At 58.2% G+C, this 20,911-nt stretch carries 14 protein-coding genes and 4 tRNA genes; all 18 read left to right on the top strand.

The features are described 5' to 3' along the window. Positions 1–16: 16 nt before the first annotated feature. The 18 genes from AC54AF_RS02990 (at position 17) to AC54AF_RS02905 (ending at position 20,847) form a co-directional block, all read left to right on the top strand. Positions 17–1,099, top strand: coding sequence for a J domain-containing protein (locus AC54AF_RS02990; RefSeq protein ID WP_496635253.1), 1,083 nt, complete (start codon positions 17–19; stop codon positions 1,097–1,099). Positions 1,100–1,162: 63 nt separating this feature from the next. Next, entirely contained in the window at positions 1,163–2,758 is a 1,596-nt protein-coding gene (locus tag AC54AF_RS02985) for a DUF3369 domain-containing protein (RefSeq protein ID WP_496635251.1), read from the top strand. 133 nt (positions 2,759–2,891) lie between these two features. After that, positions 2,892–4,538 (top strand): response regulator, encoded by a 1,647-nt coding sequence (locus tag AC54AF_RS02980; protein WP_496635249.1) that lies wholly within the window; start codon positions 2,892–2,894, stop codon positions 4,536–4,538. A 233-nt stretch (positions 4,539–4,771) separates the two neighbouring features. Then, positions 4,772–4,856 (top strand) — tRNA-Tyr (locus AC54AF_RS02975). A 63-nt stretch (positions 4,857–4,919) separates the two neighbouring features. After that, a tRNA-Gly gene (locus AC54AF_RS02970) sits at positions 4,920–4,993 on the top strand. Between the two features lie 43 nt (positions 4,994–5,036). Then, positions 5,037–5,111, top strand: a tRNA-Thr gene (locus tag AC54AF_RS02965). Positions 5,112–5,199: 88 nt separating this feature from the next. Next, positions 5,200–6,390, top strand: a complete 1,191-nt coding sequence (tuf, locus tag AC54AF_RS02960; protein WP_034753125.1) for an elongation factor Tu — start codon at positions 5,200–5,202, stop codon at positions 6,388–6,390. A 66-nt stretch (positions 6,391–6,456) separates the two neighbouring features. After that, positions 6,457–6,532, top strand: a tRNA-Trp gene (locus AC54AF_RS02955). Positions 6,533–6,564: 32 nt separating this feature from the next. After that, complete coding sequence (gene secE / locus AC54AF_RS02950; RefSeq protein ID WP_010394308.1) at positions 6,565–6,948, top strand: preprotein translocase subunit SecE; 384 nt, start codon at positions 6,565–6,567, stop codon at positions 6,946–6,948. Beyond that, positions 6,948–7,574 (top strand): transcription termination/antitermination protein NusG, encoded by a 627-nt coding sequence (gene nusG / locus AC54AF_RS02945; RefSeq protein WP_034753130.1) that lies wholly within the window; start codon positions 6,948–6,950, stop codon positions 7,572–7,574. The genes secE and nusG overlap by 1 nt, the downstream gene beginning before the upstream one ends. A 115-nt stretch (positions 7,575–7,689) precedes the next feature. After that, positions 7,690–8,124: a 50S ribosomal protein L11 gene (gene rplK / locus AC54AF_RS02940; protein WP_034783246.1), complete on the top strand. Its 435-nt coding sequence runs from the start codon at positions 7,690–7,692 to the stop codon at positions 8,122–8,124. Further along, a complete protein-coding gene (rplA, locus tag AC54AF_RS02935) occupies positions 8,124–8,819 on the top strand; it encodes a 50S ribosomal protein L1 (RefSeq protein ID WP_034753134.1) in 696 nt (231 codons plus the stop codon). The genes rplK and rplA overlap by 1 nt, the downstream gene beginning before the upstream one ends. Before the next feature lie 320 nt (positions 8,820–9,139). Further along, on the top strand, positions 9,140–9,679 hold the full coding sequence (rplJ, locus tag AC54AF_RS02930; RefSeq protein WP_034753621.1) for a 50S ribosomal protein L10: 540 nt from the start codon (positions 9,140–9,142) through the stop codon (positions 9,677–9,679). Positions 9,680–9,746: 67 nt separating this feature from the next. Continuing rightward, a complete protein-coding gene (rplL, locus tag AC54AF_RS02925) occupies positions 9,747–10,118 on the top strand; it encodes a 50S ribosomal protein L7/L12 (RefSeq protein ID WP_010394320.1) in 372 nt (123 codons plus the stop codon). 244 nt (positions 10,119–10,362) lie between these two features. Beyond that, positions 10,363–14,469, top strand: a complete 4,107-nt coding sequence (gene rpoB, locus AC54AF_RS02920; RefSeq protein WP_496635246.1) for a DNA-directed RNA polymerase subunit beta — start codon at positions 10,363–10,365, stop codon at positions 14,467–14,469. A 108-nt stretch (positions 14,470–14,577) separates the two neighbouring features. Further along, a complete protein-coding gene (gene rpoC / locus AC54AF_RS02915) occupies positions 14,578–18,819 on the top strand; it encodes a DNA-directed RNA polymerase subunit beta' (RefSeq protein WP_034753138.1) in 4,242 nt (1,413 codons plus the stop codon). Between the two features lie 422 nt (positions 18,820–19,241). Then, positions 19,242–19,931: an ArsR family transcriptional regulator gene (locus AC54AF_RS02910; protein ID WP_496635244.1), complete on the top strand. Its 690-nt coding sequence runs from the start codon at positions 19,242–19,244 to the stop codon at positions 19,929–19,931. 76 nt (positions 19,932–20,007) lie between these two features. Next, positions 20,008–20,847, top strand: a complete 840-nt coding sequence (locus AC54AF_RS02905) for an HDOD domain-containing protein (RefSeq protein WP_131689193.1) — start codon at positions 20,008–20,010, stop codon at positions 20,845–20,847. The last annotated feature ends 64 nt before the right edge of the window (positions 20,848–20,911 follow it).

Genomic DNA, 20,911 nt, shown 5'->3' with positions numbered 1-20,911 from the left:
ATTTCAAGATAGAACGATGGGAAAGATACATACACACTATGACAACCTGAAAGTGGCGCGCCTGGCGCCGCAGGAAGTCATACGTGCCGCGTACAAAGCCCTCAGCCAGAAATACCACCCGGACAAGAATCCCGGCGACGAAAAGGCCGCCCGCATCATGGCGATCCTCAACAGCGCCTATGGCACCTTATCCGATCCACAACGCCGCAAGGAGCACGACGAGTGGATCGCCGCCGAGGAGTGGGAAATCGAATGGCTGGAAAGCACCCACCAGGAAGAAGGCAAGAGCCGCGATGGCCGCGCGAAAGGCCATGCCCAGCCGCATGAGCACGCCTGGGCGCAGGATGTGCCGCCACCGAAGGGCAAGCAGCGGCGCGGCTTGCAGCCCATCTGGCGCAACTGGCGCTGGTGGCTGAGTTTGCTTGTCTGCCTGTTGCTGGGCTGGCTGGGCGCCTTGCTGATGCTCGATACTTCGCAACCCATGCCGGCCGCGCTGGCGTCGGCCTGGAGCGGCCTGGCCCGCGATGGCGCCACACCCCATGGGGAAATGGCCGCGCCAGCGGCCAGTGCCGTGTCGCCGCCATCGAAAGGCGAGGCCGTGGCAGTCGATAGCTGGGCGGTGGGCAAGCCGTATGCGCCCGAGCCTCCGCAAGCGAAGACGCCCGAGATCCGCGTGCTGGCCGTGGCGCAACTGAGCCTGAAAGCCAGCCAGCCCGTCTGCGATGGCGTGGGCCAGTCCGTGGCGCTGGTGGCGCCGAATGGCGAGCCCTGGCCGGCGCAGTCCGGCTATGTGGATGGCTTCCCGATCGGTAACAAGGGCGACGAACTGAGCTTGACCATCGACAACAGCAACAATGCGGCGCCCGTCTTCGTCAAGCTGTATGACCAGGAGCGGCGCTCGAATGTGCGCTACCTGTACATCCTGGCCAATGACAAGCTGACGGTGGAGCAGCTCAGCGCCGGCAAGTATGAAGTGCGCTACCAGGCCGTCGGGCCGGGCCAGGACAATTGTGGCGGCGCCACGCGCGGCGGCGCCTCGGCGCCGGTGCCGTCCGCCGGCGAAGGCGGTACGCAGAATCCTGTTGTAAGCGGCATCTAATCTGATTATGCTTGATAGGCGTTAACGCAGCGTCCACATCGAACTTATCCCTTAGGAGTATTCATGACCGACCTCAAAGCCGACGCAGATGATAACTGGCTGCTCGACGAAGATGAGCCGGTGGCCAGTCCTGCCGGGCTGGCCGCGCCCGACCAGCGCCTGTGGCGTGTCCTGATCGTCGATGACGACGTCGATGTGCATGCGGTCACGCGGCTGGCGCTGCGCAATGTCAGCTTCAAGGGCCGCGAACTGGAACTGTTTTCCGCCTACAGCGGCCGCGAAGCGTACGACATCCTGCGCGACACGCCCGATATCGCGCTGGTGCTGCTCGACGTGGTGATGGAAACGGATGATGCCGGCCTGATCCTCGCCAAGCGCATCCGCGCCGACCTGAACAACTCCATCGTGCGCGTCGTGCTGCGCACGGGCCAGCCGGGCCAGGCGCCCGAGCAGCGCGTCATCATCGAATACGACATCAACGATTACAAGGCCAAGACGGAACTGACGACGCAAAAGCTGTTTACCACCGTCATCTCGGCCCTGCGCGCCTACGAGAGCCTGATGATGCTCGAGCGCAGCCGCATCGGCCTGGGCAAGATCCTCGCCGGCGCCACCAATCTGTACCAGATCCATTCCCTGCGCGAATTCGCTTCCGGCGTGCTCAACCAGGTCAGCGCCATCCTCGACGTGGGTGCCGACGGCGTGCTGTGCCTGATGCAGGGCGGCGCCGGGCGGCCCGAGGTGGTCGCCGCCACGGGCACCTATGCCATGTTGGCCGAGGCGGAAGCCATGCCGGCCGACCATGCGCTCACCGCCACCATCGCCAAGGCGTTCGCGGAAAAGCGCAGCCAGTTCGAGCATCCGGCCAATGTGCTGTTCATCCACACGGAAGGCAACCGCGAGCTGGCCATCTCCGTCACGCCGCCGTGGCCGCTGGCGCAGATCCAGCGCGACTTGCTGGAAGTGTTTTGCCAGCGCATCGCCGCCGCCTTCGACAACCTGTACATGTTCGGCCAGCTGCGCAAGGCGCAGGAAGCGACCGTGGTGGCGCTGGCCGACCTGGCCGAGTTCCGCGACAGCGACACGGGCGGCCATGTGCGGCGCGTGCAGCTCTTGTCCGACGCCATCGCCCGGTGCATGCAGCAGCGCGGCGTGTACCCGGATGAACTGACGCCGCAGCTGCTCGACATGATCGGCCTGGCCAGCATCCTGCACGACGTGGGCAAGGTGGCCACGCCGGACGCCGTGCTGCTCAAGCCGGGCAAGCATACGGACGAGGAGCGGGCGCAGATGCAGCTGCATGCCGGCGTCGGGCGCACCATCCTCGAGCGGGCCGCCAACATGGTCGACGGCGTCAGCTACCTGACCTATGGCGCGCAGATCGCCGGCGGCCACCACGAACACTTCGATGGCGCCGGCTACCCGAATGGCCTGAAGGGGCGCGACATTCCCGTGGCCGCGCGCATCGTCGCCGTGGTCGACGTCTTCGATGCCTTGCTGCGCGAGCGGCCGTACAAGGAACCGTGGCCGTATCCGCAGGTGCGCGAATACATCGCGCAGCGCAGCGGCAGCCAGTTCGATCCGGAAGTGGTGACGGCGTTGCTGGAACTGATCGACCATGAGCCGCAACTGTGGCATCCGGAGCGCGCCGTCGCCTGAGCGGCAACGTCGTTGGCCTTTTTCGGCGCGCCGCCATTCCCTTGCGCGCGGCGCCGTCATATACTCGGCAGCCTCATGCTGGCTGGCGCCACGCACCAGTGTGGCGCGCCGCGGAGTTTTCGGACATCACGACATGAAAGAACTCAAGGGCCTTAGCGCACTGATCATCGAGCCGCATCCGGGCATGCGCGCCAGCCTGCACAATATGCTCAACCTGTGCGGCCTGGCGAAGATCGATGACGCGGCCAGTTCGGGTCAGGCGATCCGCATGCTGGGCAGCAAAGCGTATGATTTGATCCTGTGCGAATACGATCTCGACGGCGGGCAGGATGGCCAGCAGATGCTGGAAGACTTGCGCCACCACAAATTGATGCACGCGTCGACCATGTTTTTCATGGTGACGGGCGAAGGCAGCTTTGCCAAGGTGGTCAGTGCCGTCGAGCTGTTGCCCACCGATTACATCCTCAAGCCGTTCACCGCTGACAATATGCTTGAGCGCATCGGCCGCGCGCTGGACAAGCGCAATGCCTTCGTGCCCGTGTATGAGCTGATTGACGTGGGCAATGAGCGCGCGGCGATTGCCGCCTGCGCCGAGGGCGCCAGCCTGTATCCCCGCTACGCCACCGATTTCCTGCGCCTGCGCGCGGAACTGCATTTGCTGCTGGGCGAGGCGGCCGACGCCGAGCCGATCTACGCAGCCCTGTACCAAGCCAAGTCCATCGGCTGGGCGCGCCTGGGCCAGGCCAAGACGCAATTCCTGCTGGGCGAGTACGCAGCGGCGCAGGGCACGCTGGAAGGGCTACTGGAAAACAACAAGCGTTTTCTCGACGCCTATGACTGGCTGGCGCGCACGCATCTGGCGCAAGGCAAGCCGGAATTGGCGCAGGCGGCCTTGAGCGAAGCGGTGGCCCTGTCGCCGCACGCCGTGCGCCGCTTGCGCCGCCTGGGCGAGGCTGCCCTGGCGGCCGACGATATCGAGATGGCGGAGAAATCCCTCAAATTGGTGGTCAGCAAGGCCAAGTATTCGGAATTCCGCGATCCGGAAGACCATGTACGCCTGGTGCAGACCCTGGTGCGCAAGGGAGATCCCTTGCAGGCAGGCGCCGTGATCCGCGACCTCGACAAGTCGATGGGCGGGCAAAAGAATACGGAGCTGTGCAGCGCTCTGTGCAGCGCCATGCTGCATGCGCAGACGGGCAACGAGGAGCGCCTGCAGCAATCGCTGGACGTGGCACTGGCTGCCAACCGCCACAGCGTGGGCGGCTCGACCATGCTGAAAACAGAACTGGCGCGCCACTGCCTGGCGCACGGGCGCGAGGATGGCGCCGCCGAGGTGATGCGCGAAGTCATGCGCAATGCGCCCGACAGCGCGGCCATGACGCGCGCCATGGCCGTGTTCGAGCAGGCGGGGCGCGAAGAGCTGGCCAAGGCGCTGGCGCGGCAAAGCCGCCAGGAAGTGGCCGACATGGTGGCGGCCGGCGCCGCCAGGGCGGGAGAGGGCGATTTCCGCGGCGCCGTCGATCTGATGGGCGAAGCCGTCACGCGCCTGCCCGACAATCCGCAAGTGGTCTTCAATGCGGCTGTGGCCGTGCTGAAATGCCTGGAGCACGAAGGCTGGGATGAACGCATGGGGCAGCAGGCGCTGACGTTTATCGCCGGCGTGCGCCGCCTGGACCCGCGCAACCCCAAATTGCCCGTACTGTCGGGCCTGCATCAGCAGCTATTGCGTAAATATAAGCCTCTGGGCAACTCCTGGATGCATCCGCCTGACGCCCGGTAAAGAAGGAAAATGCGGGGCGAATGACGGGAAAATGCGGCTTGCGGGCAGGGGCGATAAAAAAATGCGAAAAAAAGTCGACTTTTTCGCGCCAACCCTTGCACATTCTCAAATCGGGAGCTTATAATCACGCCCCGAAGCAGCCAACTTCTTCTTTATACGAAAATGCAGCAGTCAGGCATCAGAAAATAAGGTTGACAGTTGTGAGTAGATGCTTCATACTCTGCGGTTCCCGCGGAGGGGTGGCCGAGTGGTTAAAGGCGACAGACTGTAAATCTGTTCTCTATGAGTACGCTGGTTCGAATCCAGCCCCCTCCACCAAGTTTTTGCAAGGAAAACTGGGTAGTAGCAAAAAGCAAGTGAAGATAAAGTGAACGATACCTCGCGGGTGTAGCTCAATGGTAGAGCAGAAGCCTTCCAAGCTTACGACGAGGGTTCGATTCCCTTCACCCGCTCCAGTTTCCGTTCAGATGCTTGATGCATCGCATGCAACAAATTACAGCCCTTGTAGCTCAGTGGTAGAGCACTCCCTTGGTAAGGGAGAGGCCACGTGTTCGATCCACGTCAAGGGCACCAGAATTCGCAGCAGGCAGCACAGAAGCAATTCAAACCAGACCGTCGGGCGTGTGCCTGAGCAATCTAATCAAATCATTAGGAGTTCAAAATGGCAAAAGGTAAATTCGAACGGACCAAGCCGCACGTCAACGTCGGCACCATCGGCCACGTCGACCACGGTAAAACCACGCTGACCGCTGCAATCGCAACGGTTCTGTCGAAGAAATTCGGCGGCGAAGCTAAAGCATACGACCAGATCGATGCGGCACCAGAAGAAAAAGCGCGCGGTATCACGATTAACACCGCCCACGTCGAGTACGAAACGGAAACGCGTCACTACGCGCACGTTGACTGCCCAGGCCACGCCGATTACATCAAAAACATGATTACCGGTGCTGCCCAGATGGACGGCGCGATCCTGGTGTGCTCCGCAGCTGACGGCCCAATGCCACAGACCCGCGAACACATCCTGCTGGCCCGCCAAGTTGGCGTTCCGTACATCATCGTGTTCCTGAACAAGTGCGACCTGGTCGACGACGCAGAGCTGCTGGAACTGGTTGAAATGGAAGTGCGCGAGCTGTTGTCGAAGTACGAATTCCCAGGCGACGACCTGCCAATCATCAAAGGTTCGGCACGTATGGCGCTGGAAGGCAAAGAAGGCGAAATGGGCGTTGACGCAGTGCTGCGTCTGGCCGATGCGCTGGATGCTTACATCCCAACGCCAGAGCGCGCTGTTGACGGTGCGTTCCTGATGCCAGTAGAAGACGTGTTCTCGATCTCGGGTCGCGGTACGGTTGTAACCGGTCGTATCGAGCGCGGCATCGTCAAAGTCGGCGAAGAGATCGAAATCGTCGGTATCACCGATACCGTCAAAACGACTTGCACCGGCGTGGAAATGTTCCGCAAGCTGCTGGACCAAGGTCAAGCAGGCGACAACGTTGGTCTGCTGCTGCGCGGCACCAAGCGTGAAGACGTGCAACGTGGTCAAGTTCTGGCAAAGCCAGGCTCGATCAAGCCGCATGCTCACTTCACCGGCGAGATCTATGTTCTGTCGAAAGACGAAGGCGGCCGTCATACGCCATTCTTCAACAACTATCGTCCACAGTTCTACTTCCGCACGACGGACGTAACCGGTTCGATTGAGTTGCCAGCAGACAAAGAAATGGTCATGCCAGGCGATAACGTGTCGATCACCGTCAAGCTGATCAACCCGATCGCGATGGAAGAAGGTCTGCGCTTCGCTATCCGTGAAGGCGGCCGTACCGTCGGCGCCGGCGTGGTTGCAAAAATCCTCGCATAAGGAAATGTTATGCTTCCACCCGGGGCGTCCTGGGTGGTAGAATAGCACTCCTCGAAAGTTTTACGTAGGGACGTAGCTCAATTGGCAGAGCGTCGGTCTCCAAAACCGAAGGTTGGGGGTTCGATGCCCTCCGTCCCTGCCACCGTCAAGGTGCAGGGCACCGAAAGTAGAAAAATGTCAAATCAATCCGTGCAAACCGTTAGCACGTCGAGTGACAAGATAAAAGTCGCGCTGGCAATAGTGGCTGCGATTGCAGGAGTAGTCGGGTTTTATTACCTGGCAGGCCAACCAGCTCTGGTGCGTGCAAGCGCGCTTGTGGCTGGTTTGGTTATTGCTGTTGCGCTCTTGTATGTCTCGACGACCGGCCGTGAATTTCTCAATTTCGCCAAAGAAGCTGTGCGCGAAACCAAGAAAGTCGTTTGGCCTACCCGCAAAGAAGCCACGCAGATTACTGCGATCGTGTTTGCCTTTGTGCTGGTCATGGCGATTTTCCTGTGGGGCACGGATAAATTGCTCGAGTTTTTGTTGTATGACGTAATTCTGGGTTGGAAAAAATAATGAGCGAAAATGTGCATGATGAAGCGGCGGACGAGTCCGTTCCGGGCGACGCTCCGGTAGCGGACACTGGTGCAGCGCTGAGCGTGCCAGTCAGCAGCAAGCGCTGGTATGTCGTGCATGCTTATTCCGGCATGGAAAAAAGCGTCATGCGCGCACTGACCGAGCGCATCGAGCGCGCGGGCATGCAAGACCAGTTCGGCCAGATCCTGGTGCCGATCGAAGAAGTCGTCGAAGTCAAGAATGGCGTGAAGTCCGTCACCGAACGTCGTTTCTATCCTGGCTATGTGCTGGTTGAAATGGAAATGACGGACGAGAGCTGGCACTTGGTCAAGAACACCAGCAAGGTTACCGGTTTCATTGGTGGCAAGTCGAACAAGCCGACGCCGATCTCCGCGCGCGAAATCGACGGCATCATGAAGCAGATGCAAGAGGGTGTTGAAAAGCCCCGTCCAAAAACCTTGTACGAGGTGGGCGAGCAAGTCCGTATCAAGGATGGTCCGTTCACCGATTTCAACGGCAATGTCGAAGAAGTCAATTACGAGAAATCCAAAGTGCGCGTCTCGGTCACCATTTTCGGCCGCGCTACTCCGGTAGAGCTCGAATTCGGCCAGGTCGAAAAAGTCTAAGTATTATCAAGCGCCACCAGGAGCGTTGCGGTAGTAACAGCAAAATCCGGTCAGAGGAGCCCCGCCAGGGTAGGATCGGCGGGGCGCTACTACTCAATCCAAGATAGGAGCCATCATGGCAAAGAAAATCATTGGTTTTATCAAGCTGCAAGTGCCAGCTGGTAAAGCAAACCCATCCCCACCAATCGGTCCAGCTCTGGGTCAACGCGGTCTGAACATCATGGAATTCTGCAAAGCGTTCAACGCGCAGACCCAAGGTATGGAACCAGGCATGCCGATCCCAGTCGTGATCACCGCGTTTGCGGACAAGTCCTTCACGTTCGTGATGAAGACGCCTCCAGCAACCTACCTGATCAAAAAAGCTGCTGCGATCACCAAAGGTTCGCCGAAGCCACATACCGACAAAGTCGGTACGCTGACCCGCGCACAAGCTGAAGAAATCGCTAAATTGAAAACCCCTGATCTGACCGCTGCCGACATGGATGCTGCTGTACGCACCATCGCTGGTTCCGCTCGTTCGATTGGTATCACGGTGGAAGGTGTTGTATAATGGCTAAGTTATCCAAACGTATCAAGGCTTTGAAAGCCAAAGTCGACCGTACCAAAGTGTACGCTTTCGACAACGCTGTCGCTCTGATCAAAGAGTGCGCAACGGCCAAGTTCAATGAATCGATCGACGTATCGGTACAACTGGGTGTTGATCCTAAGAAATCCGACCAAGTGGTGCGCGGCTCCGTCGTGCTGCCAGCTGGTACCGGCAAAACCGTACGCGTGGCAGTATTCGCGTCGGGCGAAAAAGCGGAAGCTGCTAAAGCAGCTGGCGCCGACATCGTTGGTATGGAAGACCTGGCTGAGCAGATCAAAGCCGGCGACATGCCTTTCGACATCGTTATCGCTTCGCCAGATACCATGCGTATCGTTGGTACCCTGGGTCAGATCCTGGGCCCACGCGGCATGATGCCTAACCCGAAAGTTGGCACTGTTACTCCTGACGTCGCTACCGCCGTGAAAAACGCGAAAGCCGGTCAAGTTCAGTACCGCACCGACAAATCCGGTATCATCCACGCTACCATCGGCCGTAAATCGTTCGCTGACGCAGATCTGAAGTCGAATCTGGTCGCACTGATCGACGCACTGAACAAAGCCAAGCCAGCATCGAGCAAAGGCGTGTACCTGCGCAAAGTTTCGCTGTCGTCGACCATGGGCGCTGGCGTCCGTGTTGACCAGGCTAGCCTGGCAGCTTAAGTAACAGAATCAAGTCCTGTAGCGCCTTCGGGCGCTGCGGGCGCATCTTTGGGCTGTCTGCCCGGTGTTCGCACCAGGCAGGCAGACAATCAAAGACCGTTGGGCCGACTGCGATCGCACATGCAGAAGGTTAATAGGCTTGCCGGCAACGGCAAGTGCCCAACGCAGATGGTGTACCCGAACAAGTTTTGTAGTCCTCATGCTGCGTGAATCCATCCGCTCAGTTTAGTACTTCTTGACTTCGGACGCCGTGTTCGAACCGATGCAAGGCGCTCAACCACTCGGTTGTGATTGCCGAACATCATTTAAGGAGGTTGACCGTGAGTCTCAATCTGAATGACAAAAAGGCCGTCGTCGCCGAAGTTTCCGCACAAGTAGCAAATGCGCAAACGATCGTCGTGGCCGAATATCGTGGCATCCAGGTTGGTCACTTGACGCAACTGCGTGCTAAAGCGCGTGCCCAAGGCGTGTACCTGCGTGTGTTGAAAAACACTCTGGCTCGTCGCTCCGTTGAAGGTACCGCATTCGCCAGCCTGGCAGATGCCATGACCGGCCCGTTGATCTACTCGATCTCGGCCGATGCCGTTGCAGCAGCTAAAGTCATCGCTGACTTCGCTAAAACCAACGACAAACTGGTCATCAAAGCAGGTAACTACGCAGGCAAGCCGCTGGATACAGCTGCTGTCACCGCGTTGGCGAGCATTCCTAGCCGTGAAGTCCTCATTTCGCAGTTGTTGGGCGTTATGCTGGCTCCGGTTTCGGGCTTTGCACGTGGTCTGGCTGCCCTGGCAGCGAAAAAAGGCGAAGGCGCCGAAGCTCCTGCAGAAGCAGCAGCAGAAGAAGCCCCAGCAGCCGCTTAATTGCGCGCGCTTTTTTCTCTCAGTACCAATCTGATGTAACTAACGTAATAAATTTAGGAGTTTCAAAATGGCAATTAGCAAAGACGATATCCTGGAAGCAGTTAGCGCCATGTCCGTAATGGACCTGAACGACCTGGTTAAAGCATTCGAAGAAAAATTCGGCGTGTCCGCAGCAGCGATGGCTTCGGCCGGTCCTGCAGCAGGCCCAGCAGCAGCTGCTGAAGAACAAACCGAATTCAACGTCATCCTGGACAGCTTCGGCGCAAACAAAGTTGGCGTCATTAAAGCAGTTCGCGAAATCACCGGCCTGGGCTTGAAAGAAGCTAAAGACCTGGTCGATGGCGCACCAAAAACTGTGAAAGAAGCAGTGTCGAAAGCTGACGCTGAAGCAGCACAGAAGAAACTGGTAGAAGCCGGCGCAACCGCTTCGATCAAGTAATATCTGTACCGGCGGCAGTTAGCGCCCGAGTCAAAGTCTGAGGTTCCCCCTCGCAAGGGGGGGAATCCGACTTTGGCTCCTTTGTCGTCTGCATCGTATTTGTCATGTAGTTGTAGCAGCAGTTTTTATTCGATTCAAGCCGGAAAGCAGAGCCTTGAGGTTTCGTCTGTGTCACACGCAGCGGTGCAAACGAACACTTGCAAAACCTGAATTTTCTATCCTTTCTGTCACTCACGGAGTGTCCATGCACTACTCATTTACTGAGAAGAAACGCATTCGCAAATCATTCGCGAAGCGCGCCAACGTTCACCACGTTCCGTTCCTGCTGGCGACCCAGCTCGAGTCTTATCATAGCTTCTTGCAAGAGGACATAGCACCGTCCGGCCGCAAGAATGATGGCCTGCAGTCGGCTTTCACCTCGATTTTCCCTATCGTGTCGCACAATGGTTTTGCGCGTCTCGAATTCTTGTCGTACGTTCTGGGCGATCCTGCCTTTGACGTCAAAGAATGTCAACAACGTGGCCTGACGTTCGCGTCGCCGCTGCGCGCGAAAGTGCGCCTGGTGATCCTGGACAAGGAATCGCCAACCAAGCCCGTCGTCAAAGAGATGAAGGAACAGGAAGTCTACATGGGCGAATTGCCGCTCATGACGACCACCGGTTCGTTCGTGATCAACGGCACGGAGCGGGTTATCGTTTCCCAGTTGCACCGTTCGCCTGGCGTGTTCTTCGAGCACGACCGCGGCAAGACCCACTCGTCCGGCAAACTGCTGTTCTCCGCGCGTATCATTCCTTACCGCGGTTCGTGGCTGGACTTCGAGTTCGACCCGAAAGACATCCTGTTCTTCCGCGTCGACCGCCGCCGCAAGATGCCTGTGACGATCCTGCTCAAAGCCATCGGCATGTCGCATGAGCAAATCCTGGCGAACTTCTTCGTCTTCGACAATTTCAACCTGCGCTCCGAAGGCGCGGAAATGGAATTCGTCTCCGAGCGTCTGCGCGGCGAAGTGGCGCGTTTCGACATCGTCGACAAGTCGGGCAAGACCCTGGTGCTGAAAGACAAGCGTATCAACGCGAAACACGTGCGCGATATCGAAGCTGCCGGCATCAAGCACATTTCCGTACCGGAAGACTACCTGCTGGGCCGCGTATTGGCGAAGAACATCGTCGATGGCGACACCGGCGAAGTCGTCGCGTCCGCGAACGATGAGCTGACGGAAGACCTGTTGGGCCGCTTGCGCGATGCCAACATTTCCGAAATCCAGACCTTGTACACCAACGACCTGGATCAGGGCGCCTACATCTCGCAAACCCTGCGTATCGACGACACCGCCGACCAGATGGCTGCGAAAGTGGCGATCTACCGCATGATGCGTCCAGGCGAACCGCCAACGGAAGACTCCGTTGAAGCGCTGTTCAATGGCCTGTTCTATAACTCGGACCGCTACGACCTGTCGGCCGTGGGCCGCATGAAGTTCAACCGCCGCATTGGCCGCGATGAACTGACCGGCGCCATGACCCTGTCGAACGAAGACGTGCTGGCCGTGATCAAGATCCTGGTGGAACTGCGCAATGGCCGCGGCGAAGTCGACGATATCGATCACCTGGGTAACCGTCGCGTACGTTGCGTGGGCGAACTGGCCGAGAATCAATTCCGCGCCGGCCTGGTGCGTGTTGAGCGCGCCGTCAAGGAACGCCTCGGCCAAGCCGAAGCGGACAACCTGATGCCGCACGACCTGATCAACTCGAAGCCGATTTCGGCCGCGATTCGCGAGTTCTTCGGTTCGTCCCAGCTGTCGCAGTTCATGGACCAAACCAATCCTCTGTCGGAAATTACCCACAAGCGCCGTGTATCGGCTCTGGGACCCGGCGGTCTGACACGCGAACGCGCCGGCTTTGAAGTGCGCGACGTGCATCCGACCCACTACGGCCGCGTCTGCCCGATCGAGACACCGGAAGGTCCGAACATTGGTCTGATCAACTCGCTGGCTCTGTATGCCCGCCTGAATGAATACGGCTTCCTGGAAACCCCATACCGCAAGGTCGAAGGCTCCAAGATTACCGATCAGATCGACTACCTGTCCGCCATCGAAGAAGGCCGCTACATCATCGCTCAGGCGAATGCGACCATCAGCGATGAAGGCATGCTGTCCGATGAACTGGTCTCGGCCCGTGAAGCCGGCGAAACCATCCTGGTCTCTCCAGAGCGCATCCAGTATATGGACGTGGCGCCAGGCCAGATCGTTTCCGTCGCTGCCTCGCTGATTCCGTTTCTTGAACACGATGATGCGAACCGTGCATTGATGGGCGCCAACATGCAACGCCAGGCTGTGCCTTGCTTGCGTCCGGAAAAAGCGCTGGTCGGTACCGGTATCGAACGCACCGTTGCGGTCGACTCGGGCACCACCGTGCAAGCGCTGCGTGGCGGTATCGTCGATTACATCGATGCGGGCCGTGTCGTGATTCGCGTCAACGATGACGAAGCCACCGCTGGTGAAGTGGGCGTCGACATCTACAACCTGATCAAGTACACCCGTTCGAACCAGAACACCAACATCAACCAGCGTCCTATCGTGCAAGTGGGCGACCGTGTTGCCAAGCGCGACGTGATCGCCGACGGCGCATCGACCGACCTGGGTGAATTGGCGCTGGGCCAGAACATGACCGTGGCCTTCATGCCATGGAATGGTCTGAACTTCGAAGATTCGATCCTGATCTCGGAAAACGTCGTCAAGGACGACCGCTACACCTCGATTCACATCGAAGAGTTGTCGGTGGTGGCCCGTGACACGAAACTGGGCGCGGAAGAAATTACGCGCGACATCTCGAACCTGGCTGAAAATCAGCTGGCACGTCTGGATGAGTCCGGTATCGTCTACATCGGCGCTGAAGTGCAAGCCGGCGACACCCTGGTCGGTAAAGTGACGCCAAAAGGCGAAACCCAGCTGACCCCGGAAGAGAAGCTGCTGCGCGCGATCTTCGGCGAAAAAGCGTCGGACGTGAAAGATACGTCGCTGCGCGTGCCTTCGGGCATGATCGGTACCGTGATCGACGTGCAAGTCTTCACCCGTGAAGGCATCGTGCGCGACAAACGCGCCCAGCAAATTATCGATGACGAACTGAAACGCTTCCGTCTGGATCTGAACGACCAGATGCGTATCGTGGAGGGCGATGCCTTCCAGCGTCTGGAAAAAATGCTGATCGGCAAAGTTGTCAACGGCGGCCCTAAAAAGCTGGCCAAAGGCGCCAAGATCACCAAGGAGTACCTGGCCGATCTGGACAAATACCACTGGTTCGACATCCGCCCTGCGGACGACGATGCAGCCGTAGCGCTGGAAGCGATCAAGGAATCGATCAACGAGAAGCGTCACCAGTTCGATCTGGCCTTCGAAGAGAAGCGCAAGAAACTGACGCAAGGCGATGAGCTGCAACCAGGCGTGCAAAAAATGGTCAAGGTATACCTGGCCGTGAAACGCCGCCTGCAGTCGGGCGACAAGATGGCAGGTCGCCACGGTAACAAGGGTGTGGTTTCCCGTATTGTTCCTGTGGAAGACATGCCATACATGGCCGACGGCACGCCAGCCGACGTTGTGCTGAACCCGCTGGGCGTTCCTTCGCGGATGAACGTTGGTCAGATTCTCGAGACGCACTTGGGCTGGGCTGCCAAGGGTCTGGGTATCCGCATCGGCGAAATGCTGAAGGCGCAAACCAAGGTCGAGCAAGTGCGCAAGTACCTGACGACGATCTACAACGACAACGGCCGCGCGGAAGATCTGGATAACTTCGACGACGAAGAGATCATGAAGCTGGCGGAAAACCTGAAAAAAGGTGTTCCATTCGCCACGCCAGTGTTCGACGGCGCCAATGAAGAAGAGATCCGCCGCATGCTGGACCTGGCGTATCCGGACGACATCGCCAAGAACCTGGGCATGACCGCTTCGAAAAACCAGGTGACCATGTATGACGGTCGCACCGGTGAAGCGTTCGAGCGCAAGGTCACTGTCGGCGTCATGCACATGCTGAAACTGCATCACTTGGTGGATGACAAGATGCATGCGCGTTCGACCGGTCCTTACTCGCTGGTAACGCAACAGCCACTGGGCGGTAAAGCCCAGTTCGGTGGTCAGCGTTTCGGTGAGATGGAAGTCTGGGCACTGGAAGCGTATGGCGCGTCGTATGTCTTGCAAGAGATGTTGACCGTCAAGTCCGATGACGTGAATGGCCGTACCAAAGTGTACGAGAACCTCGTCAAGGGCGACCACGTGATCGACGCCGGCATGCCGGAATCGTTCAACGTGCTGGTCAAGGAAATCCGTTCGCTGGGTATCGATATCGACCTCGAACGCAACTAAACGACAGCACTTGTCATTTGGTTTGGGAAACACAAAGCCCGGCTGGGAAACCACGCCGGGCAATGTAGTCTCAGGAATATAGAAATTTAATCACCTCTGGAGTGATACATGAAAGCACTGCTCGATCTATTCAAGCAAGTACAGACCAACGAGACCTTCGATGCAATCAAGATCGGTCTCGCTTCGCCTGAGAAAATCCGTTCGTGGTCCTACGGCGAAGTCAAGAAGCCGGAAACCATCAACTACCGTACCTTCAAGCCTGAGCGCGATGGCCTGTTCTGCGCCAAGATCTTTGGCCCGATCAAGGATTACGAATGCCTGTGCGGCAAGTACAAGCGCCTGAAACACCGCGGCGTCATCTGCGAAAAGTGCGGCGTCGAAGTCACGCTGGCCAAAGTGCGCCGCGAGCGCATGGGCCACATCGAGTTGGCCTCGCCGACCGCGCACATCTGGTTCCTGAAGTCGCTGCCGTCGCGTCTGGGCATGGTCCTGGACATGACCCTGCGGGATATCGAACGCGTGCTGTACTTTGAAGCATACGTCGTGACCGATCCAGGCATGACCCCGCTGAAGAAGTGCCAGATCATGTCGGAAGACGACTACGCCGCCAAGTACGAAGAGTACGGCGACGACTTCACCGCCTTCATGGGCGCCGAAGGTATCCGTGAACTGCTGCGCTCGATCGACATCCACCGCGATGCCGAAACGCTGCGCGTGGAACTGAAGGAATCGAAATCCGAAGCCAAGATCAAGAAATACGCGAAGCGCCTGAAAGTGCTGGAAGCGTTCCAACGTTCGGGCATCAAGCCTGACTGGATGATCATGGAAGTGCTGCCAGTGCTGCCGCCGGAACTGCGTCCGCTGGTACCGCTGGACGGTGGCCGTTTCGCGACCTCGGATCTGAACGATCTGTATCGCCGCGTCATCAACCGTAACAACCGTCTGAAACGCCTGATGGAGCTGCGCGCTCCAGAGATCATCACGCGCAACGAAAAGCGCATGCTGCAAGAAGCGGTCGATTCGCTGCTGGACAACGGCCGTCGCGGCAAAGCGATGACCGGCGCCAACAAGCGTCCGCTGAAGTCGCTGGCCGAGATGATCAAGGGCAAGGGCGGCCGTTTCCGTCAAAACTTGCTGGGCAAACGCGTCGATTACTCCGGTCGTTCCGTCATCGTCGTGGGCCCGCAATTGAAACTGCATCAGTGCGGCTTGCCGAAACTGATGGCGCTGGAACTGTTCAAGCCCTTCATTTTCAATAAACTGGAACTGATGGGTCTGGCGACCACGATCAAGGCGGCGAAGAAGCTGGTCGAGATTCAAGAGCCGGTCGTGTGGGACATCCTGGAAGACGTGATCCGCGAACATCCGATCATGTTGAACCGCGCACCGACGCTGCACCGTCTGGGTATCCAGGCGTTCGAGCCAGTCCTGATTGAAGGCAAGGCCATCCAGTTGCACCCGCTCGTCTGCGCCGCATTCAACGCCGACTTTGACGGTGACCAAATGGCGGTCCACGTTCCTCTGTCGATCGAAGCGCAGATGGAAGCACGCACCCTGATGCTGGCATCGAACAACATCCTGTTCCCGTCGAACGGCGAACCGTCGATCGTTCCTTCCCAGGATATCGTGCTGGGTCTGTACTACGCGACCCGCGAAGCGATCAATGCGAAGAACGAAGGGATGATGTTCCCTGACGTGTCGGAAGTGATCCGCGCCTACGACAACAAGGAAGTCGAACTGACGACCCGCGTCACCGTGCGTATTACCGAATACCCGAAAAACGCCGAAACGGGCGAATTCGAGAAAACGGTAACGCGTTACGAAACGACGATCGGCCGTGCGATCCTGTCGGAAATTCTGCCTAAAGGCCTGCCGTTCTCCGTCCTGAACCGCGCGCTGAAAAAGAAAGAAATTTCCAAACTGATCAACACGTCGTTCCGCAAGTGCGGCCTGCGCGCCACCGTGGTGTTCGCAGACAAACTGATGCAATCGGGTTTCCGCCTGGCGACACGCGCCGGTATCTCGATCTGCGTCGACGACATGCTGGTACCGCCGCAAAAAGTGACCCTGATCGCGACGGCCGAATCGGAAGTCAAGCAGATCGAACAGCAATACGCGTCGGGTCTCGTGACCGCCGGCGAGCGTTACAACAAGGTCGTCGATATCTGGGGCAAAACCTCGGATGAAGTCGGCAAGGCCATGATGGACCAGCTCAAAGTTGAAGACGTGATCCGCCGCGACGGCACCAAGTCGACGCAAGAATCGTTCAACGCCATTTACATGATGGCCGACTCCGGCGCGCGCGGTTCCGCAGCCCAGATTCGCCAGTTGGCCGGTATGCGTGGTCTGATGGCCAAACCGGATGGCTCGATTATCGAAACGCCGATTACCGCGAACTTCCGCGAAGGTCTGAACGTTTTGCAGTACTTCATTTCGACCCACGGTGCGCGTAAAGGTCTGGCCGATACGGCGCTGAAAACGGCTAACTCCGGTTACCTGACGCGTCGTCTGGTTGACGTGACGCAAGACTTGGTGGTGATCGAGGACGATTGCGGCACCATGAACGGCGCCGTCATGAAGGCACTGGTCGAAGGTGGTGAAGTCATCGAACCGTTGCGTGACCGTATCCTCGGCCGCGTGGTGGTGCATGACGTCGTCAATCCTGAAACCCAGGAAACGCTGTACGAAGCCGGCACCCTGATGGATGAAGACATGGTCGAAGAGATCGAGCGTCTGTCCATCGATGAAGTCAAGGTCCGCACGCCACTGACTTGCGACACGCGCTTCGGCCTGTGCGCCAAGTGCTATGGCCGCGACTTGGGCCGCGGCATGCTGGTCAACGCCGGCGAAGCCGTCGGTGTGGTGGCAGCGCAGTCGATTGGTGAGCCTGGTACCCAGCTGACCATGCGTACGTTCCACATTGGTGGTGCGGCATCGCGTGCAGCAGTGGCATCGTCGGTGGAAGCCAAATCGAACGGTACCATCCGCTTCACGGCAACCATGCGTTACGTGACGAACGGTAAGGGCGCGCAAATCGTCATTTCCCGTTCCGGCGAAGTGCTGATCACCGACGACCATGGCCGTGAGCGTGAGCGTCATAAAGTACCGTACGGCGCGACCCTGATCGTCAAGGACGGCATGGTCATCAAGGCCGGTACGGCCCTGGCAACGTGGGATCCGCTGACCCGTCCGATCATTACCGAATACGCCGGTCAAGTGCGTTTCGAGAACGTCGAAGAAGGCGTCACCGTAGCCCGTCAGGTCGACGAAGTGACCGGTCTGTCCACCCTGGTGGCGATCGATGCGAAACGTCGCGGTTCGCTGACGAAAACGTTGCGTCCGCAAGTCAAGCTGATCAACGACGCGAACGAAGAAGTCAAGATCGCCGGCACCGAACACTCGGTGGCGATCGGCTTCCAGGTCGGCGCGCTGATCATGGTCAAGGACGGTCAACAGGTATCGGTGGGCGAAGTGCTGGCACGTATCCCGACCGAATCGCAAAAAACGCGCGATATTACCGGTGGTCTGCCACGCGTTGCAGAACTGTTCGAAGCGCGCTCGCCGAAAGATGCCGGTATGCTGGCGGAAGTCACGGGTACGGTTGCGTTCGGTAAAGAAACCAAGGGCAAGCAGCGTCTGGAAATCACGGACATGGACGGCAACAAGCATGAGTTCTTGATCACCAAGGACAAACAAGTGCTGGTGCATGACGGCCAAGTCGTGAACAAGGGCGAGATGATCGTGGACGGCCCGGCCGATCCGCAAGACATCCTGCGCCTGCTGGGTATCGAAGCGCTGGCACGTTACATCGTTGACGAAGTGCAAGACGTGTACCGTCTGCAAGGCGTGAAGATCAATGACAAGCACATCGAAGTGATCGTGCGTCAGATGCTGCGCCGCGTGCAGATCGTCAATGCCGGCGACACCAACTACATCGTTGGCGAGCAGGTTGAGCGTTCGGAACTGCTGGACGAGAACGATCGCATGGCCGTTGAGAACAAGATTCCTGCGACCTACGAAAACGTCTTGCTGGGTATTACCAAGGCATCGCTGTCGACCGATTCGTTTATCTCGGCCGCATCGTTCCAGGAAACTACCCGCGTGCTGACGGAAGCGGCGATCATGGGCAAGCGCGATGGTCTGCGTGGCCTGAAAGAGAACGTCATCGTCGGTCGTCTGATTCCTGGCGGTACGGGCCTGGCTTTCCACCGCGCACGCAAAGAGAAGGAAGCGTGGGAAGTGGAAGAGCGTCAAGCGCTGCTGCTGGCCGAGAAAGCCTCGATGGCTGGCGAAGCTGCCGAAGCGCTGCAGGATATCGAGACCCAGCAACACCACGGCGACGAAGCGTAATCTGCGCTGCTAGCTGATTTCAAAAAGGCACCTTCGGGTGCCTTTTTTAATTTTTATCAAGCAGCGTGCAATTTGCAATTAATTACCATCGCATGGACGCCGTCCGCTTTATTTGTCCGGGAATTTGCAATTATTTAATTGATACAAATTTCAATTAATCAGAAAAAGTATTGCGTATGCCATGCAGCGGTCATCCGTTAACTATTTAATCTATTAAGTATATTCATCTGTGCTTAGCTGAACAGAACGGCACCAGGGAGAAATTCCTGGGGCCATTTTTTATATTCGTTACCGTGGCCTTCCAGCGCGAACGCAAAGAGAAAGCGGCGCGATATGGCCCGCCGGTTTTTCCGATCGAGCTGGAGCGCGCAAACCATGGCAATGATGCATGATGCCGTCACGCAGCCACACTCCGTTGGCATGTGGCAAAGCACGCTTGCCACGCCAATTTCCGGCGCGCTCATGCTAATATCTGGCACATGATTGCCCAAGCCCTGTTTACTCCCGCCCAGCAGAAACTGCTGGGACTGCTCTTTGTCCGCGTGAATGAAGGCTTTCACTTGAACGAGATCATGCGCCTGACGGGACTGGGCAGCGCGTCGGCGCAGCGGGAACTGCGCCGCCTGCATGATTCCGGATTGATCACGTCGGAGCGGATCGGCAATGTGCGGCGCTTCTGGCCCAACAAGGAAAGCCTCGTGTATCCGGAGTTGAGCGGACTGGTGCAGAAAACCTTCGGCATCGTCGGCGTGCTCAGCATGACCCTGGCACCCTTGCGTGCCCAGTTGCACCTGGCATTCGTGTCGGGCGCCACGGCGAAGGGACAGGACATGCCTGGCAGTGCCATCGATTTGTTGCTGGTGGGAGAAGACGCCAATTATGGCGATCTGTTGACGGGATTGGCCCCGGCCGAGCGAACCTTAAGGCGTAAAATCAATCCCAATTTATATACGCTGGCCGATTATCGCCGGCGTCTGCGTGAAGGCCAGCCATTTCTACTGCAGGTACTACAGCAGCCGAAATTGTTTGTCATCGGCGATGAATCGCTATTACATGCGCTGGCATTACCTGATTCTTCAATACAAGCGAATGACATGCCATCTGTATTCTAAAGGCCGGGCATGGCATGCAATTTCTGATGCATGAAATTGCTAGTCAGAAAAATATCTGAGGCGGATTGAGCGTATGATGAAAAAATTACAGGCTTTCGGTTTAATTGTTTCACAGGCAGTGCGCGGAGAATTAACGTTTCCCACGAGTGTTAATTCCGCATTGCAATTGCAATTGGCCCTGGCTGAACCGGATTGCCATATCGATCATGCCATCAAGCTGGTCCTGGGCGAACCCCTGCTGGCGGCGCGCACTGTGGCCTTGGCCAATTCGGCCGTGTACAGCCGTGGCGATGGGGCGCCCGTGACCAGCGTGCGCGCTGCCGTCATGCGCATGGGTTACCGCAATCTGTACGCGCTGGTGGCAGCCATGGTGGTGCGCCAGTTCGGCAGCAAGATCATCGATCCCGTCCTGCGCCAGAAGGCGACCCAGCTGTGGGAGCACACGGCCCACGTGGCGGCGCTGGCGCACGTGCTTGCCCGCCGCGTGACGCACGTCGATGCCGACACGGCGCTGTTCGCGGGCATCGTGCATGAAGTGGGCGGCTTTTACCTGCTGTCGCGTGCCGATGAATTCCCCGGCCTGCTCGACGACGATGCGGATCACTGGATGGAGTCCGCCGAAGAGATCATCTCCCGCGAAGTCATGAAGAAGCTGCTGATCCCGCTGGCCGTGAGGGAAGCCATCGAAGGCTTGCGCGACGGCTTGCTATCGATCCCGCCGGACTCCCTGCTCGACACCTTATTGTTGGCCAAGCAACTGTCGCCCGTGCCCTCGCCCTTGCAGGTGACGTACGTGGAAATGCTCACGCCCTCCGATTCCGTCATCGATTTCATTATCGACAACGAGACCTTGCAAAGCATCCTGGCCGAGTCAAACGAGGAAGTGCGCTCGATGAGTGCCGCGCTGCTGGTGTAATCTCAAACGCTCAGGCGAAAAAAACGGCAACCCCGTCAAGGAGCTGCCGTTTTGCCTTCAGGCG

The organism is Janthinobacterium sp. JF4, from assembly GCF_059617925.1.
This window is presented reverse-complemented; position numbering and strand designations above follow the sequence as displayed.

Bases quoted from the DNA above. Each gene is read 5' to 3' on its own strand.
- secE (WP_010394308.1), top strand. From the start codon at position 6,565: ATGTCAAATCAATCCGTGCAAACCGTTAGCACGTCGAGTGACAAGATA.
- rpoC (WP_034753138.1), top strand. From the start codon at position 14,578: ATGAAAGCACTGCTCGATCTATTCAAGCAAGTACAGACCAACGAGACC.
- AC54AF_RS02990 (WP_496635253.1), top strand. From the start codon at position 17: ATGGGAAAGATACATACACACTATGACAACCTGAAAGTGGCGCGCCTG.
- AC54AF_RS02985 (WP_496635251.1), top strand. From the start codon at position 1,163: ATGACCGACCTCAAAGCCGACGCAGATGATAACTGGCTGCTCGACGAA.
- rplA (WP_034753134.1), top strand. From the start codon at position 8,124: ATGGCTAAGTTATCCAAACGTATCAAGGCTTTGAAAGCCAAAGTCGAC.
- AC54AF_RS02980 (WP_496635249.1), top strand. From the start codon at position 2,892: ATGAAAGAACTCAAGGGCCTTAGCGCACTGATCATCGAGCCGCATCCG.
- nusG (WP_034753130.1), top strand. From the start codon at position 6,948: ATGAGCGAAAATGTGCATGATGAAGCGGCGGACGAGTCCGTTCCGGGC.
- tuf (WP_034753125.1), top strand. From the start codon at position 5,200: ATGGCAAAAGGTAAATTCGAACGGACCAAGCCGCACGTCAACGTCGGC.
- AC54AF_RS02905 (WP_131689193.1), top strand. From the start codon at position 20,008: ATGAAAAAATTACAGGCTTTCGGTTTAATTGTTTCACAGGCAGTGCGC.
- rpoB (WP_496635246.1), top strand. From the start codon at position 10,363: ATGCACTACTCATTTACTGAGAAGAAACGCATTCGCAAATCATTCGCG.
- rplL (WP_010394320.1), top strand. From the start codon at position 9,747: ATGGCAATTAGCAAAGACGATATCCTGGAAGCAGTTAGCGCCATGTCC.
- rplK (WP_034783246.1), top strand. From the start codon at position 7,690: ATGGCAAAGAAAATCATTGGTTTTATCAAGCTGCAAGTGCCAGCTGGT.